General features: G+C 62.5%; 14 protein-coding genes. 4 read left to right on the top strand and 10 right to left on the bottom strand.

Annotated elements, in window-relative coordinates; genetic code table 11:
• Positions 1-344: 344 nt before the first annotated feature.
• Genes EB812_RS09035 through EB812_RS09045 form a run of 3 tightly spaced genes read right to left on the bottom strand, consistent with a single transcriptional unit; the run spans position 345 to position 2,907 of the window.
• Positions 345-848 carry a cob(I)yrinic acid a,c-diamide adenosyltransferase gene (locus EB812_RS09035; RefSeq protein ID WP_118230450.1) on the bottom strand — a complete coding sequence of 168 codons (504 nt, stop codon included), beginning with the start codon at positions 846-848 and terminating at the stop codon, positions 345-347.
• Entirely contained in the window at positions 845-1,849 is a 1,005-nt protein-coding gene (amrS, locus tag EB812_RS09040; RefSeq protein ID WP_118230449.1) for an AmmeMemoRadiSam system radical SAM enzyme, read from the bottom strand. Before amrS ends, EB812_RS09035 begins: the two co-directional genes overlap by 4 nt.
• A gap of 23 nt (positions 1,850-1,872) precedes the next feature.
• Positions 1,873-2,907 carry a hypothetical protein gene (locus EB812_RS09045; RefSeq protein ID WP_130958132.1) on the bottom strand — a complete coding sequence of 345 codons (1,035 nt, stop codon included), beginning with the start codon at positions 2,905-2,907 and terminating at the stop codon, positions 1,873-1,875.
• Between the two features lie 140 nt (positions 2,908-3,047).
• On the opposite strand from EB812_RS09045, the gene purM reads away from it, so the two are divergent.
• Entirely contained in the window at positions 3,048-4,100 is a 1,053-nt protein-coding gene (purM, locus tag EB812_RS09050; protein WP_118230447.1) for a phosphoribosylformylglycinamidine cyclo-ligase, read from the top strand.
• A gap of 232 nt (positions 4,101-4,332) precedes the next feature.
• On the opposite strand, the gene EB812_RS09055 is transcribed toward purM, so the two are convergent.
• The 3 genes from EB812_RS09055 to EB812_RS09065 form a co-directional block, all read right to left on the bottom strand.
• Positions 4,333-4,653, bottom strand: a complete 321-nt coding sequence (locus EB812_RS09055; RefSeq protein WP_242621258.1) for a DsrE family protein — start codon at positions 4,651-4,653, stop codon at positions 4,333-4,335.
• 289 nt (positions 4,654-4,942) lie between these two features.
• A complete protein-coding gene (hflX, locus tag EB812_RS09060) occupies positions 4,943-6,592 on the bottom strand; it encodes a GTPase HflX (protein ID WP_118230445.1) in 1,650 nt (549 codons plus the stop codon).
• 85 nt (positions 6,593-6,677) lie between these two features.
• On the bottom strand, positions 6,678-7,268 hold the full coding sequence (locus tag EB812_RS09065; RefSeq protein WP_118230444.1) for an IMP cyclohydrolase: 591 nt from the start codon (positions 7,266-7,268) through the stop codon (positions 6,678-6,680).
• 108 nt (positions 7,269-7,376) lie between these two features.
• On the opposite strand from EB812_RS09065, the gene EB812_RS09070 reads away from it, so the two are divergent.
• Positions 7,377-8,183, top strand: coding sequence for an exodeoxyribonuclease III (locus tag EB812_RS09070; protein ID WP_118230443.1), 807 nt, complete (start codon positions 7,377-7,379; stop codon positions 8,181-8,183).
• Between the two features lie 414 nt (positions 8,184-8,597).
• Here EB812_RS09070 and EB812_RS09075 read toward each other — a convergent pair whose 3' ends face one another.
• Positions 8,598-8,903: a pseudouridine synthase gene (locus tag EB812_RS09075; protein WP_118230442.1), complete on the bottom strand. Its 306-nt coding sequence runs from the start codon at positions 8,901-8,903 to the stop codon at positions 8,598-8,600.
• A gap of 270 nt (positions 8,904-9,173) precedes the next feature.
• On the opposite strand from EB812_RS09075, the gene speA reads away from it, so the two are divergent.
• Complete coding sequence (gene speA / locus EB812_RS09080) at positions 9,174-11,090, top strand: biosynthetic arginine decarboxylase (RefSeq protein WP_130958133.1); 1,917 nt, start codon at positions 9,174-9,176, stop codon at positions 11,088-11,090.
• A 280-nt stretch (positions 11,091-11,370) separates the two neighbouring features.
• Here speA and gap read toward each other — a convergent pair whose 3' ends face one another.
• The 3 genes from gap to EB812_RS09095 form a co-directional block, all read right to left on the bottom strand.
• Positions 11,371-12,387 carry a type I glyceraldehyde-3-phosphate dehydrogenase gene (gene gap, locus EB812_RS09085; RefSeq protein ID WP_118230392.1) on the bottom strand — a complete coding sequence of 339 codons (1,017 nt, stop codon included), beginning with the start codon at positions 12,385-12,387 and terminating at the stop codon, positions 11,371-11,373.
• Positions 12,388-12,449: 62 nt separating this feature from the next.
• On the bottom strand, positions 12,450-13,004 hold the full coding sequence (locus EB812_RS09090; RefSeq protein ID WP_118230391.1) for a GAF domain-containing protein: 555 nt from the start codon (positions 13,002-13,004) through the stop codon (positions 12,450-12,452).
• A gap of 399 nt (positions 13,005-13,403) precedes the next feature.
• Positions 13,404-14,486 (bottom strand): MltA domain-containing protein, encoded by a 1,083-nt coding sequence (locus EB812_RS09095; protein WP_242621259.1) that lies wholly within the window; start codon positions 14,484-14,486, stop codon positions 13,404-13,406.
• Positions 14,487-14,546: 60 nt separating this feature from the next.
• Here EB812_RS09095 and EB812_RS09100 point away from each other — a divergent pair, with 60 nt between their 5' ends.
• The gene (locus EB812_RS09100; RefSeq protein ID WP_118230389.1) at positions 14,547-14,972 is read left to right on the top strand and encodes an acyl-CoA thioesterase; all 426 of its coding nucleotides are present in this window, start codon (positions 14,547-14,549) and stop codon (positions 14,970-14,972) included.
• Positions 14,973-15,020: the final 48 nt, after the last annotated feature.

Below are 15,020 nucleotides of genomic sequence, written 5' to 3' on the forward strand. Positions count from 1 at the left end.
CGGCGCACCATTTCTTCTCGACTACGAACCGTCAGTTTGGCATTCTTATGGCTGTTCACCCTTTCCCCCTCTCGGTTTGCTGTTGTCTGTTAACTCCAGCTTTACCGATTTGGGGAGGGTGAACAACCTATTGAAACACTACATCTAGCGCACTTTCAGCCTGAAAGCGCGCTAAAAATCCTTTGCCCCCAGGTCACAGGGCTCGCCCTCTGCCGTTCTGCGTGGAAGCAGCGGTTTTTGCGGCCTGGAAGTTGTGATAATTCATTATATTTCAGAAAATTATCTGTCGAGGACGGGCCTTCTCGTTACGGACAGGCGGGGCTATACGCCTGCACCGCCGGGCCCTAATACTCAATTCCGGCCGCGGCAGTGACGCCGGTGCGCCAGGGGTGTTTGATTTCGGTCATGGAAGTGACCAGATCTGCCGTATCCACCAGCCAGTCCGGGGCGTTGCGGCCGGAGAGGACCAAATGCCGCCCGCGCGCGCGGGCCAGGGCAATCAGTTCTTCCACTTCCTCGCGGGTGAGCACGCCGGCTTTGAGCGCGTAGAGGGTTTCGTCCAGCACCAGCAGGTCCACGTTTTCCAGTTGCTTCTGAGCCCACTGCAGCACGCGCAGGGCGGCTTCGCGGTGGGCGGGGCGGTCTTCCTCCCGCCGCAGAAAGCCCGGCCCGCCGGCCATAAAGCGCGGTCCCAGCCATTGCGCCAGCATGGCCTGTTCGCCGGCCTGACCGTCGCGTTTCATAAACTGCCCAAAGGCCACAGCCAGATTTTGCCCCAAGGCGCGCACGGCCTGCCCTATGCAGGCGCTGGTCTTGCCTTTGCCGTCGCCGGTATAAACAAGGATCATGACCACACCCCAGCCAGATGCGCACCGCAGGCCGGGCACAGCCCGTTGCGCCCGTGCAGGCGCACGGCGTAGCCCGCGCGTTCCACCACGAGCGCGCCGCAGTGCGGGCAGAAGGTATTGGCGCCCACGGCGCTGGCGGCGTTGCCGATGTAGACGTAGTTGAGGCCGGTTTGGCGGCCCAGACGCCAGGCCTGCTCCAGGGTTGCGAGGGGTGTGGAAGGATGGTCGGCCATGAGGTAGGCTCCATGAAAGCCAGAAATGTGCCAGGGCGTGTCCGGTCCCAGTTCGTCGTGGATAAAGGCGGCCAGGCGGCCTAGTTCGTCGGGGCTGTCATTGACGCCGGGGATGACCAGGGTGGTCACCTCCAGCCACCAGCCCATCTCCTTTATTCTTTTGCAGGAATCCAGCACGGGCTGCAGGCGGGCATGGCAGTAGTGGCGGTAGAAGCGGTCGCTGAAGCTCTTGATGTCGATATTGGCGGCGCAGATGCGGTGCTCCAGAGCACGCAGGCAGTCCTGCGACATAAATCCGTTGCTCACCAGCAGGCAGCGCAGGCCGCGGTCCACGGCCAAGCCTGCCGTGGCGTAGACCAGCTCGAAAAAAACTGTGGGTTCATTGTAGGTAAAGGCCATGCTGGGCGTGCCGTATTCGCGCGCCAAGGCCACCAGGTCTTCGGGCATGGCCCGCTTGCCGGGTATGCGGCCATCGGCGGGCAGTTGGGAAATGCCGTCGTTCTGGCAGAAGCGACAGGAAAAATTGCAGCCTGCGCTGCCTGCGGAAAAGGTGCGCGTGCCGGGCAAAAAATGGTAGAGAGGCTTTTTTTCCATGGGGTCGAGGCTCACGGAGGTGACCACATCGCCCACCAGCGTAACCATGCCCCCATCACGGTTGACCCGCACGCCGCAAAGGCCCTTTTCGCCCGGTTTGAGGCGACAGGCCTGGGCGCAGAGGCGGCAAACCACGGATTTGTCCGGTCGGCCTTCCCAAAGCAGTGCCTGCATATATTTCTCCTCCATGCCGGTGGTTATTGCCGCAGGGAACCCTGGGGGGGCGGCCGGTGGCGCGTGGACGACCACGGGCGGCGGTCTTCGTGTTGGCTGGGGCCGTTGTAGCCGCCGTGTGCCGCGCCGCTGTTCCCGCCGGGGCGGTCAGCGCCGAAGTCCCGGTATCCGGAGTCCTGGCCCGCGCCCTTGTGGCCGGGACCGCCCTGTGGCCGGGAAGACGACGGGTCGCCGGGCCGGGCGTGGGGTACAAAACCCTGTGCGTCATGGCCGTAGAAACCGCCGCCTTGGGGGCCCGCGCCATGGCCCGGCACTCTGTGCCGGTTCGGGCCGTTGTGGCCGGGGCCGCCGGGTCGGCCGGAATGCCCCGGCGCGTTCCATCCGGGCGGAAGGGGCTGGGGCCTCTGGCCGTCTGGGCCGTAAGGCATTTGCGGGTAGATCTGCGGCGCGATGAACAGAAAGTTGGGGTTCTGCTGCTGCGGCTGGTGGGGCGGCGTCACTGAGGTGATGCTGTCCCCGCTTTGCGGATCACGCCACTGGCGGACCTGCCCCTGGTCTGAAAAGTTGCTTCCCTGCAAATCCGCTGTGCCCTGCGTCTGCGCGTCTTCTTCTGTCCAGTCCGTCTGGGGCCAGTCCGTCTGGGGCCAGTCCGTCTGGGGCCAGTCCGTCTGGGAAGGATCAGCGGGCCGCTGGCCTGTTTGTTGCGGGGCGTTGGGGGGCAGGTCTGCCTGGGGCAGATCCGTCGGAGCCCGATCCGTCTGCGGCGGAGACGCCGCTGGGGGCAGGCCTGCCTGAGTCCCGTTTACCTGCGGCGGGGCAGGCTGCAAGGCAAGTGGTGCTGCGCTGCGGGCGGCCTTTTCTGCGCCTGCTGTCGGCGTGGCGGCGGTGGGCTGCGCCCGCAGCACCTCTGCGTTCACGGGGGCGCGGTATTCCTGTGCGGTACGAGGGAGCGCGTCTGGCGCGGCAGCGGCGGCCAGGGTCGGGCCTGCACCCAGCAGGGCCAGGAAGAGCCCGCCGCTCAGGCGCGGGAATTTGCGGAAGGCTGCAAACAGAAGCATGGGCACACTCCGGTCTTGAAGGCAGAATAGCAGCAGGGGGCGCGTCGGTCCATGAAAAAAGCGGGGCGGGTTCGCCCAAAAAGAGGCTTGGGGTTTGCGCTGAAATCTGCTAAGGTTGGTCAAGAAGTAAGGAGGGACGGATGTCCAGCGAACGCGCAAAAGCCTATGCCCAGGCGGGCGTCAACATCGAAGCGGGCAATGCCCTGGTTTCGCGCATCAAGGATCTGGTGCAGAGCACCCAGACCCGGGGCGTCATCTCGGACATAGGCGGATTCGGCGGGCTGTTCCGTCCTGATCTCACCGGCATGGCCGAACCTGTACTGGTAGCCTCTACGGACGGCGTGGGCACCAAGCTCAAGCTGGCCTTTGCCTGTAACAAACACGATACCGTAGGCATCGACCTGGTGGCCATGAGCGTCAACGACATTCTGGTCCAGGGCGCGACGCCGCTGTTTTTCCTGGATTATTTTGCCACTGGCAAGCTGGACGTGGATACGGCCCAGACCGTGGTGGGCGGCGTGGCCGAAGGCTGCCGCCGGGCGGGCTGTGCCCTTTTGGGCGGCGAAACTGCCGAAATGCCTGATATGTACGGTCCCGGCGAATACGATTTGGCGGGCTTTTGCGTGGGCCTTGTAGACAACGCCCGGCTTATCGACGGTTCCAGCATCCAGGTGGGCGACAAGATTGTGGGCATAGCTTCTTCCGGCCTGCATTCCAACGGGTATTCCCTGGTGCGCAAAATTCTGGCCCAGAGCGGCCTTGGCCCGGACGATACTCTGCCCGGCGCAGCGGCCAGCGTGCGCGAGGTGCTGCTTGCCCCCACCACCATCTATGTGGAGGTGGTGCGCTCCCTTTTGCGCGACCTGAACATCAAGGGCATGGCGCACATCACGGGCGGCGGCTTTTACGACAACATCCCCCGCGTGTTGCCCGGCCAGGTGGAGGCCCGCATCCACTTCGGCAACTGGCAGATGCCCCCGGTCTTCCACTGGCTCAAGACGGCCGGTGGTCTTACCTGGCCGGAAATATTACAGATTTTTAATGCTGGTATTGGCTATGTGCTGGTATTGCCCGCAGATCAGGCCGAGGAGGCCGTGGGACGCATCCGCGCCTTTGAATTGGAGGCCTGGTGCCTGGGCGACATAGCCCGCCGCAGTGCGCCCGACAGCGAACAGGTGGTCATCACGTTTTAGCGTCGGCGCGGACACAACTGCTGTCTGTATGCGCGGCTGCGCGCAGAAAAGAGCGTGTATTGCCTTTGAGAATGCATTTTACAAAGGCAATACACGCTTTACGCATTTTATTTCTGAACGAATATGCCCAAGGGTATGTCGCGCCAGAGCATGTTGATTTTGAAGAGTACGTTTTACCTATTTCCAGCCTTCCCCGCGTTGTCGCTTACCACAGGTAGCGAAATAATTTATCCTAATAGTTCAATATCCTGTCGGCTTTTTTGACCTCTTCGTAAAGAGCCTTCATGCTGGACTGTCTGACGTGCTCGCTTTCGTCCACCCCGTGGACGATCATGCACTTTCCTCAGGCGGCTATGGCGCCGTCGCTCAGGGCAAATTTTTTTGCTTCCTCCGCAATGGGAAACTGGGCGGAATCGCCCTCATACAGGTCAACGCCAGCGCCGTTAAGAAAAAGCGTGACCTCTTCGCCCGCATTGAGCAAAAAATTGCCGAAGCGCACGGCGTTCCACTTAATTTCCGGAACATTGCTGGAAAGGATGATTAATACTTGCATTGGCTTGCCTCCTCTGGCTTTGAGGGAGGATAGCCCCTGGGAGGGAAATGTTCAACCGGAGCGACAACAGCGGCTTTGTCCGCTTTGTTTTGCACTCGGTAGTTCTGAGCCTGTGCGTTTAACAACCTTGGGCGAATGCGCGGGCAGCGCACGCGCGGCCTTCCCCGCTTGTCGCTGCCACATGCAGAGCAGGCTTGTCCGCGCAGGACTCTGCGAAGGCAGAAGACGCCGGGGGGATCTGAGGCCAGTCGGAATTGTTGCCGCGGCAGCCTCCCGGGCGTAGTGGGGTTCAGGCCTGAGGGGTTTGCCCCTGCGGGACCACAAGCGCGTGGGCCGGGTGCAGCAGGCGCAGCTCCAGGGCGTCCAGCAGGGCAGGCAGGCCTTCGCCGCTGTGGGCCGAAAGGGGCAGGGCCTGGGGCAGGGCGTCGGCCAGCTGCGCACGGGCTGGGGCGGCGAGCTGGTCCCATTTGTTGAGCAGCAGCAGGCGGGGCACGCGGTCCAGGTCCATCTGCGTCAGGGTGTCTTCCACGGCGGCTATCTGCTGCAGCAGATCTGGGTGGGCGGCGTCGGCCACATGCAGCAGCAGGTCTGCGGATTCCAGTTCTTCCAGAGTGGCCTGAAAGGCCTCCGTCAGTTCTTTTGGCAGGTTGCGGATAAAGCCCACGGTGTCAGCCAGGACCAGTTCGCGCGCGGCGGGGAAGCGCAGCCTTCTGGTGGTGGGGTCCAGCGTGGCGAAAAGTTTATTTTCGGCCAGCACTTCTGAGCGGGTCAGGGTGTTGAGCAGGGTGGATTTGCCCGCATTGGTGTAGCCCACCAGCGCGGCTACGGGCAGGCCCTGGCGCGCGCGCCGGGCGCGGGTGAAGGCCCGTTGCCGGCGCAGCTGGTCCAGCGCGGTGCGGATGCGGGCCATGCGTTCTCGGATTTTGCGGCGGTCTGTCTCCAGCTTGGTTTCACCGGGGCCGCGGCCGCCAATGCCGCCCATGAGCCTATCCATGGCGCGGTTTTTGCCCACCAGACGGGGCTGGGTGTAACGCAGCTGGGCCAGCTCCACCTGCAGCTTGCCCGCGCGGGTTACGGCGTGCTGGGCAAAAATATCCAGAATGAGCTGGGTGCGGTCCATGACCTTGCGCTCGGTGATGTCCGCCAGGTTGTGCAGCTGGGCCGGGGCCAGCTCGCCGTCAAAAACCAGCATGTCCGCCCGGCCCTGCAGGGCCTGCACCTCCAGCTCCGCCACTTTGCCCTTGCCCAGAATAAGGCGCGGATTGACCTGGGTTACGCGCTGCACCATGCGCCCGGCCACGGTCAGCCCGGCCGTGTGGGCCAGAGCCGCCAGTTCGTCCAGGTTGCGCTCCTGCACTAGCCGGGGCAGGGCGGAAACAGAAACCAGCAGGGCGCGCGGGGTGTTGGCTGCCTCGCGGCCCACGGCGGCCACGCGCGCCAGTTCGTCTTCCAGGGCCTGTGCCGTGGCGGCAAAGTCGGCCGCCGTGCGCGTCCAGGCCTGGGGCGCGCTCAAATGGTAGGGCAGACCTTCCACGGCGCGGGGCAGCAGATGGGCCGCCTGCCACTGTATGGGCTCGCCGGCGGGATTGACGCTGAGGGCGATAACCGCGTCCAGCCGCAGGAAAAGCAGGTCCATAAGGTCTTCTTGACTGACGCCTTCGGGGGTCAGGTGGGTGTGCAGCAGGCGCAGGCCGCGCAAACGCTCCTGCCCGCTGCGGCCGCGCGCAAGCTGGGGGATGAGGATGCTGCCGGCCTCGCCCACCAGCACGGTCTGCACCCGGCCTTTGCGGTCGATAAGCAGGCCCAGCTGCCGGCCCAGCGCGCGGGAGAGCAGGGCGATTTCACGGGCCTGCTCCGGCGTGTAGACGTCCGCTGCGGGAAAGCGGCGGTTGAACAGCCGGTTGAGCGCGGTAAGCTGGCTGGGTTTGAGGCCCTGCACGTTGCCTTCTGGCTTGGGAATGGGAAGCTCCTCGGTTAGGTGTCTGCCGGGCGCAAAAAAAGGGCGGCCCTGGCCGCCCCTGCTTTTACGGCCGCAGATAGGAAGTGATGAGCGCGTCGTAGCGCGAGGTGGCCTCAAAAGCCCGTGATGCCATAATCTGCCGGAACTCCAGGCCCACGTTCATGTCCTTGTTGCGCAGCTCGTCCATGGCGGCGCCGTACCATTGGGGCGAGGACAGCACCAGCACGCTGTGAAAATTTTTGGCGGCGGCGCGCAGCATACAGGGGCCGCCGATGTCGATTTCCTCCACGGCGTCCTCCAGCGAGAGGTTGCGCTCCACCGCGCCGGCAAAGTCGTAGAGGTTGACGCAGACCAGGTCAAAGGGGCGGATGCCTTTTTCCGTAAGGGTCTGCATATGGGCGGGGTCGTCCTTGCTGGCCAGAATGCCGGCGTGGATTTTGGGGTGCAGAGTTTTGACGCGGCCGCCCAGAATTTCCGGAAAGCCGGTGACCGTGCTCACGGCCGTGACGGGCAGGCCCGCGGCCTCCAGGGCCTTTTGCGTGCCGCCGGTAGAAACCAGCTCCACCCCCCTGGAAGTGAGGAAGGTGGCCAGATCCACCAGACCGCTTTTGTCCGTGACGCTCAGGATGGCGCGACGAATGGGCAGATTTTCCATAACCGACTCCTTTCCCTTCCTCATATAAACCAGAACCGTGACGGAAGCAATGGCGACGCCCCTTGCCCGCCGGCTGTGGCCCGGCTATGCTGCGCCACGGAGGAACGTATGCTGCTTAAACTTGTATCGTGGAATGTGAACGGCCTGCGGGCTGTGGCCGGCAAGGAGGCCTGGGACTGGTTTCGCCGCACGGACGCCCAGGTGGTGGCCCTGCAGGAGACCAAGGCCCATCCGGACCAGCTGGACGAAGACCTGCGTCGGCCCGAAGGCTGGGAGGCGCATTGGGCCTCCAGCACGGTCAAAAAAGGCTATTCCGGCGTGGCCGTGTTCAGCCGCCTTGCGCCCCAGCGGGTCAGCGTGGAGCTGCCCCAGCCTGAATTTCAGGGCGAAGGCCGCCTGCTGCACCTGGAGTTTCCGCATTTTCATTTTTTTAACGGCTATTTCCCCAACGGCGGGGCTGAAGAGCTGGACGAAAACGGCAAACCCACGGGGCGCTTTAAGCGGCTGCCTTACAAGATGGGTTTTTTTGAGGCGTTTTTCGCCTATGCCGAGGCCTGCCGCAAGAGCAAGCCCATAGTGGTCTGCGGGGATTTTAACATTGCTCACAAAGCTGTGGACCTGGCCCGACCCAAACAAAACGTCAAATGCACGGGCTTTCTGCCCGAAGAGCGCGCCGTGCTGGACCGCTTCACGGCCATGGGCTATGTGGACACCTTCCGCCAGGTGCATGGCGAGGAGCCGGGGCACTATTCCTGGTGGTCCTACAAAAGCCGCGCGCGGGAAAAAAACGTGGGCTGGCGCATCGACTACTTTTTTGTTTCGCAGGAGCTTGCCCCGGCCGTGCGCGACGCCTGGATAGAAGACGCCGTCTACGGTTCGGACCACTGCCCCGTGGGCCTGAGCCTGGATCTTTAGAGCATTTAACACTTGAAATGCTCGATTACGGCAGGCAAAAACCTGCCTTCTCGCATTTCGTGGCAAGGATTTTCAAGAAAATCCTTGCAGAGCAGTTAGCTCATTTCATTCGCTAACTGCTCTAGAACAGGGAACCTTTGAGAATATGTCTGCTCAAAGGTTACGGGCCCGCTCGTTCCGGCGCTTAGCCGCGCAAATACATAGGGGCGCTGTCTGCATCCGCAGCCAGCGCTGCTGTTTTGCCCCGTAACCTTCTTCGTTGTAACGGCTGTAGTTACGCTTGCGCCTCTGCGGCGGGCGTCTGCGTATGCAACCGTCAAGGCATTGCAATGCGGCACGTCCCTGGGTGAAAATTGCCCGGTGCGCGGCGGGCTTTTGCCGAGACGTAAAGGCCGTGTGTCGCCTGACGCAACGCTACTCCAGCAGGTCCAGCAGCCGGGCCACGCGCTGGGCGTTGAGGCCGGAGTGAACCTCGGCCAGCTCCCGGCTGTGGGCCTGGGCCTGGGCTTCCACATCGGCCAGAGCGGCGCGCAGTTCTGCCGTGTTGAGCATGTGCGGGGTTTCCGGCGCGGCTGGCGGCAGAGCCGGGGCGGCGGCGGTTTCGGCTCCCTGCCCGGCGGTTTCGGCCCGGTTTACGGGCAGCATGGCGTTGACCCTTTCCTGAAACGTGGGCAGCAACGGCCCCAGGTCGTTGTTGCGGACGCGAAATTGCAGTTCCATACGGACGCTCCTTGCGGGATATCAGGCGGCAAAACCGGCCGCCGTGAGCGGACGCCCGCAAGGTAGCAATATCCGTGCCTGACGGTTTTTTGCCGCGGGCAGCCACGGCAAAAAATCAACCCGAAGACAAATGCCCGTTCGGCCCGGCGTCCCGCAAGGCCCGTGGCGCTTCCATTATCGGTTTGTATTGACTTTGCGGGCGGGACCGGCATAATGACGCTTCTTTTTTTACAAGTCCGCGCGGCGCATCCGTGCGGCAAGGAGCAGGCATTGGCAAAGAACCGCGCGTTGCAGCAGTGGCGGGTGGAAGACTCCATAGAGCTTTACGGCATCCGCAACTGGGGAGCAGGGTATTTTGACGTTTCTGACGCGGGCGAGGTGGTCATCTGCCCGCAGGGCCCCCAGGGGCCGCAGGTGTCCATTCCGGAAATCATCGCCGGGCTGCGCGACCGCGGCTACGATATGCCCGTACTTCTGCGGGTGGAAAACATCCTGGATTCGCGCATCAGCAATATCCATGAATCGTTCCGCAAGGCCATTAAAAACCTCAGTTACACGGGCTGCTACCGGGGCGTCTTTCCCATCAAGGTCAACCAGCAGCAGCAGGTGGTGGAAAAGATCGCCCAGTTCGGCCCTTCCTACCACCACGGGCTGGAGGTGGGCTCCAAGGCCGAACTCATTGCCGCCGTTTCTCTCATGCGCGACCGCGAAGCCTGCATTGTCTGCAACGGCTACAAGGACGAGGAATTTATCGACCTGGGCCTGCAGGCCCGGCGTCTGGGCTTCAACGTCTTTTTTGTGCTGGAAATGCCCGGCGAACTGGGGCTCTTGCTGGAACGCAGCAAGGCCCTGGATGTGCGCCCCAACATCGGCGTGCGGGCCAAACTGGCCGTAAAGGCCGGCGGGCACTGGACGGATTCCGGCGGGGAGCGCTCTACCTTCGGCCTTTCTCCGGCCCAGGTGGTGGACGTGGTGGATACCCTCAAGGCCCACGACATGCTGGACTGCTTTAAACTGCTGCACTACCACCTGGGTTCGCAGGTTTCCAACATCCGCGACATCCGCACCGGCGTCATGGAAGGCGCGCGCCTCTATGTGGGCCTGGTGCAGGAGGGCGCGCCCATGGGCTATCTGGACCTGGGCGGCGGCCTGGCCGTGGATTACGACGGCTCCCACACCAACTACATTTCGTCCCGCAACTACACCCTGGACGAATACTGCACCGACGTGGTGGAAGCCATCATGAGCATCCTGGACGAAGAAAACGTCCCCCACCCCCACATTATCACGGAATCAGGCCGCGCCACAGTGGCCTACTATTCCGTGCTGCTCTTCAACGTCCTGGACGTGAGCACTGTGGAGGAGGTGCAGCTGCCCGAAGACCTGCCCGAAGGCACGCCCGAACCCGTGCTCAATCTGCGCGAAACCCTTAACAGCATCACCCTGCGCAATCTGCAGGAGTGCTACAACGACGCCATCTATTACCGCGACGAAATGCGCCAGCTCTTTTCTACCGGAAGGGTCAATCTGCGCCAGCGTACCCTGGCCGAGCGCTTCTTCTGGGCCATCATCCTGCGCATTGCCCAGGAAAAAACCCGCCTCAAAACCGTGCCCCGTGACTTGGCCGACATCGACGTGAGCCTGGCCGACATCTATTACGGCAATTTCAGCGTGTTCCAGTCCCTGCCGGACTCCTGGGCCATTGACCAGCTCTTCCCGGTCATGCCCCTGCACCGGCTGAAGGAATTCCCTTCCCGCCAGGGCATCATCTCGGATATTACCTGCGATTCGGACGGCCGCATCGACCACTTTATCGACCCACAAGGCATGAAGCCCACTCTGGACCTGCACCCCCTGCGCGAAGGCGAGGAATACTATCTGGGCGTCTTTCTGGTAGGCGCGTATCAGGAAACTCTGGGCGATTTGCACAACCTCATGGGCGACACCAACGTGGTTTCCATCCGTGTGGCCGAAGACGGCAGCTACGAATATGTGCGTGAAATCCGCGGCGACTCCGTGGCGGACATCCTGAGCTATGTGGAATACGACCCCCGCCGCATTCTGGAAGATCTGCGCAGCACTGCAGAGCTGGCCGTGCGCCAGGGGCGGATTACGCCCAGTGAGCGTTTTGCCGTTATGCAGGCCTTTGAGGACGGGTTGCGGGGGTATACGTATTTTGAGCGCTAACCTTTAACTTATATATATCCGGGGCGGCCACGCGCGCGGCTTTTGCCCCCTGGCTGCGTCAAAAAACGCTGCGGACCGGGTCTGTACCAGAAGAGTACTATCCCCGATTCCGCAGCGTTTTTTTCCTTGCCAGGGGCCAAAATCCGCGGCGCGTGGCCGCCCCGGATGCGACGGTGGCCGGGGTCAACAGCGCATGGTCCTCCGCGGCTGCGTCAAAAAACGCTGCGGACCGGGTCTGTACCAGAAGAGTACTATCCCCGATTCCGCAGCGTTTTCGAAGCTACAGGCCCTTGTCGGCCATAAGGCAGATCAGGTCGCAGACCCGGTTGGAGTAGCCCCATTCATTGTCGTACCAGGCCACGGCCTTGACCAAGTGTCCTTCCTGCACGGTGGTGTAGGAAGATTCCAGAATGGACGAGGCCGGATTGCCCTTGAAATCCATGGAAACCAGGGGCTTTTCATTGTATTCCAAAATGCCCTTGAGGTCGGTTTCAGCAGCCTGGCGCAGGGCGGCCAACAGGCCTTCCGTATCCGTTTCCTTTTCCAGAATGCCGGAAAAATCCACTACGGAAACCGTAGGCGTGGGCACGCGCAAAGAATAGCCGCTGAATTTGCCCTTGAGCTCCGGAATGACCTTGGCCACGGCCTGGGCCGCGCCCGTGGAGGTGGGGATGATGCTGCAGGCGGCGGCGCGGGCCCGGCGCAGGTCTTTGTGGGCCATGTCCAGGATACGCTGGTCGTTGGTGTAGGAGTGGATGGTGACCATATTGCCCAGTTTGATGCCGAAACTGCGCTGCAGCACCAGGGCCACCGGGGCCAGGCAGTTGGTGGTGCAGGAGGCGTTGGACACAATATGGTGTTTTTGCGGGTCGTACTGGTTCTGGTTCACGCCCATGACGATGGTAATGTCTTCTTCCTTGGCCGGGGCGGTGATGATGACCTTTTTGGCGCCGTTGTCACGGTGCACGGCGGCCTGAGAGGCCTTGCGGAAGATGCCCGTGCTTTCTACCACAATGTCCACGTCGTAGTCGCGCCAGATGAGCTGACGGGGGTCGCGCTCGGCAAAGCAGTGAATGTTCCAGTCGCCCACGCGCACGTCCGTGCCGTTGATGGCCACGTCCAGGTGCGCGCGGCCATAGACGGAATCGTATTCCAGCAGGTGAAAATTGGTTTCCGCATCAAACAAGTCGTTGATGGCCGTCACTTCCACCCTGTCGGCATAGGACTGATGCAGGGCGCGAAACACCTGCCGGCCGATGCGGCCAAAACCGTTGATGCCCACTTTGATCTTGCGCATTGCTGCCTCCTCACAATCTGCAAAGAAAATTTTGTGTGTCGTCGCCACCCAAGCTGTGGCGGCTAATCTTCATAGAGCGAGTAGGCGTGCTTGGCCATGAGGTCGTAGTTGTTGCGCAGGGCCTCGTGCAGCCGGGCGTTTTCAATGGCCAGGGCCGAGATGGCGGCCACGGCCTCCATAAAGGTCTGCTCATCGGGGCTGAACTCGCGCTCCACGTCAGAATAAACGCGGATCAGGCCAATGGCCTTGCCGTCCGCCATAAGCGGGGCCGAGAGCACGGAAACCAAGCCTTCGGCCTTGGCCGACTGCGGGTACTGAAAGCGCCCGTCCGAGGTGGCGTCCTTGAGGTGGATGGTTTTGCCCGCCAGCACTTCGCCGTCAAGACCGCTGCGTTTCACTTCCACCGGGCCTTTGCGCATGTAGGTGGCGGAAAGGCCGTAGGCGGCGCTGGGCAGCAAAAAACGTCCGGTGCTGTCCAGCAGGCGGATGGTGCTGGCCTTGCAACCCATGGTTTGGGCCGTTTGCTCTGTAATTCTGTGCAGCACGTCGCCGGGTTCCAGGCTGGAGTTGATGACCAGCGCCACATCCCTGAGCGCGCGGAAATAATCCTGTGCCATAAAAACCTCCTGTAAAGAACGCCTCCGGCGTGGCCAGGGGCGTTGGAATGGGTAGGGAGGAAAGTCCGCCAAAGGCGCGGATTGAGCGGCGAGAAGCGCCCGCCTTGCGGGCGCTTGTTCATTTTATCACTAGGGCGGTGCCACGTTGCAATGCCCTGCGATTGCGTAAGCGCAATTTATTTGCACCTTAAGCGCTGGAACGAGCGTGCCGTAACCTTTGAGACGGCATATCCTCAAAGGTAATCTGCCTTACAGTATGGCCTTTTTTTGCACCGGGGGCAATGGCCCCCGGGCTTGGGCATGTGGCGTGAACGGCGGGGCGCGCTGCTGCAGGCGCAGCGTTTAAAATTTCCGGGTAGCGCCTACGGCAGGCCCGCCCGGCGCTCCACCGCCGGCAAGTTATTTTGCCAGCAGCACCCAGGCCGGGCCTTTGGCGTCCAGGTGGCTGGCCACATAGTTGGCGCGCTCGTCGCCACCGCAGAAAATATCAATGCGGTTGCGTTTGATGGCCCCGCCCACATCCTGCGCAAAGCCGATGCCGCGCAAAGGCACGCGGCCGCGTTTTTCGTCCGGGGCGTTCACGCCGTAGGCCACTACCGCGCCCAGGGGGATAAAGCCTCTGTCTGTGGCCAGGCTCAACCAGTCGTCCACCTGGTAGCCCATGGCCCCGGTAGGGCCGCGCGTGCCGAAGCGGAAAAAGACGTAGCTCGGATTTTCATTGAGAATTTCGCGCACCCGGTCGGGATTGTTGCGGAACCACTCGCGCTGTTCGTAAATGTCGCCGCGTCGGAGCAGGCCTTTTTCACGCATGATCCGGCCGGAGCTCTTGTACTTGTGTTTGTTCTGCCCGGCGTAGTTCACATAGGCCTGGGTACCATCATCAAAAATCAGGCGACCGGAGCCCTGAATTTCCAGAAAAAACACGTCCACGGGGTCGGCGGCCCAGGCCAGCTCCAGACCCCGGCCCGCCAGAATCTGTTTTTCCTCAATAGTCCTGCGGTCATAGTACCGGCCCTTCTGGGCCAGCACCTTGCTCAGTTCCGGCGGCCGGGCGTAGATGGCCTGGGTGTAGCCGGGCTTGCGCGTGCGGCTGGCGCGTACCGCCGGCTCATAGTAGCCGGAATAGTTGATGCCGCCCGCCACCTCCACCCAGCGAAAATTCTCCAGCAGCAGCCCTGGTTCGGCGTCCAGGCGGGGCAACAGAGCCTGCAGCCGGGTCAGCGTGCGCTTGAGGTCGCCCCAGGTCACGTCCAGGCCGGGCCGCTGCACGGCCACGTTGCCCTGGGGTCGGGTGTTGACATAGTTGAGGGACTTGCGCACCGTTGGGGCCATGTCCTTCCAACTGGTCAGATCCTGGTTGCGCGGGGCAAGATAGGTGACAAAAAAATCCGGGCTTTCCATGGCCACGGGCGGGCCCAGCGGCTCAACTTCCGGCGTGGGCGCTTTTTTGGCGCAGGCCGTGAGCAGCAGACCCAGCAGCAACAGTACTCCCAGCCGCCGCAAACGCGGCGGGCTGTACGCAGACCTGTAAGGAGCCAGCCTATGCATGACGCTTTTCCCATCCCCCATGTCTGGATGCCCCACCGGGTGTCCTACGGCGAAACGGACACCATGGGCGTGTTGTACTACGCCGAATATCTGCACCTGTTTGAACGCGCGCGCGGTGATTATATCCGCCGTTGCGGCATGGGCTACGCCGAGGTCGAACGCCGGGGCATCATCCTGCCCGTGCGCGAGGCTCAGTGCCGCTACCGCTCTCCCGCCCGCTACGACGACCTGGTGCTGGTGCGCGCCGGCATCGAAGAGTGGGGGCGCGCGTCACTGCGTTTTGTATATGAGATATGGAATGAGGACAAGACGCGCCTGCTCGCCACCGGCATGACCCAGCACGCCCTGGTCAACCCCCAGGGCCGCCCCGTGCCCGTGCCGGACTGGTTTCGCAGCCTGACTTTCAGCATGGAAGCGTAGTTGTTACGGCAGGGAGGCAAAATTTTTTGTGCGGTGAGGGGTACTGCC

It is taken from the genome of Desulfovibrio legallii (assembly GCF_004309735.1).
Lineage (GTDB): Bacteria > Desulfobacterota > Desulfovibrionia > Desulfovibrionales > Desulfovibrionaceae > Desulfovibrio > Desulfovibrio legallii.

Coding starts and splice junctions, on each gene's coding strand:
- EB812_RS09070 (WP_118230443.1), top strand. CDS start 7,377: ATGCTGCTTAAACTTGTATCGTGGAATGTGAACGGCCTGCGGGCTGTG.
- EB812_RS09100 (WP_118230389.1), top strand. CDS start 14,547: ATGCATGACGCTTTTCCCATCCCCCATGTCTGGATGCCCCACCGGGTG.
- EB812_RS09090 (WP_118230391.1), bottom strand. CDS start 13,004: ATGGCACAGGATTATTTCCGCGCGCTCAGGGATGTGGCGCTGGTCATC.
- amrS (WP_118230449.1), bottom strand. CDS start 1,849: ATGCAGGCACTGCTTTGGGAAGGCCGACCGGACAAATCCGTGGTTTGC.
- purM (WP_118230447.1), top strand. CDS start 3,048: ATGTCCAGCGAACGCGCAAAAGCCTATGCCCAGGCGGGCGTCAACATC.
- EB812_RS09075 (WP_118230442.1), bottom strand. CDS start 8,903: ATGGAACTGCAATTTCGCGTCCGCAACAACGACCTGGGGCCGTTGCTG.
- gap (WP_118230392.1), bottom strand. CDS start 12,387: ATGCGCAAGATCAAAGTGGGCATCAACGGTTTTGGCCGCATCGGCCGG.
- EB812_RS09065 (WP_118230444.1), bottom strand. CDS start 7,268: ATGGAAAATCTGCCCATTCGTCGCGCCATCCTGAGCGTCACGGACAAA.
- EB812_RS09045 (WP_130958132.1), bottom strand. CDS start 2,907: ATGCTTCTGTTTGCAGCCTTCCGCAAATTCCCGCGCCTGAGCGGCGGG.
- EB812_RS09035 (WP_118230450.1), bottom strand. CDS start 848: ATGATCCTTGTTTATACCGGCGACGGCAAAGGCAAGACCAGCGCCTGC.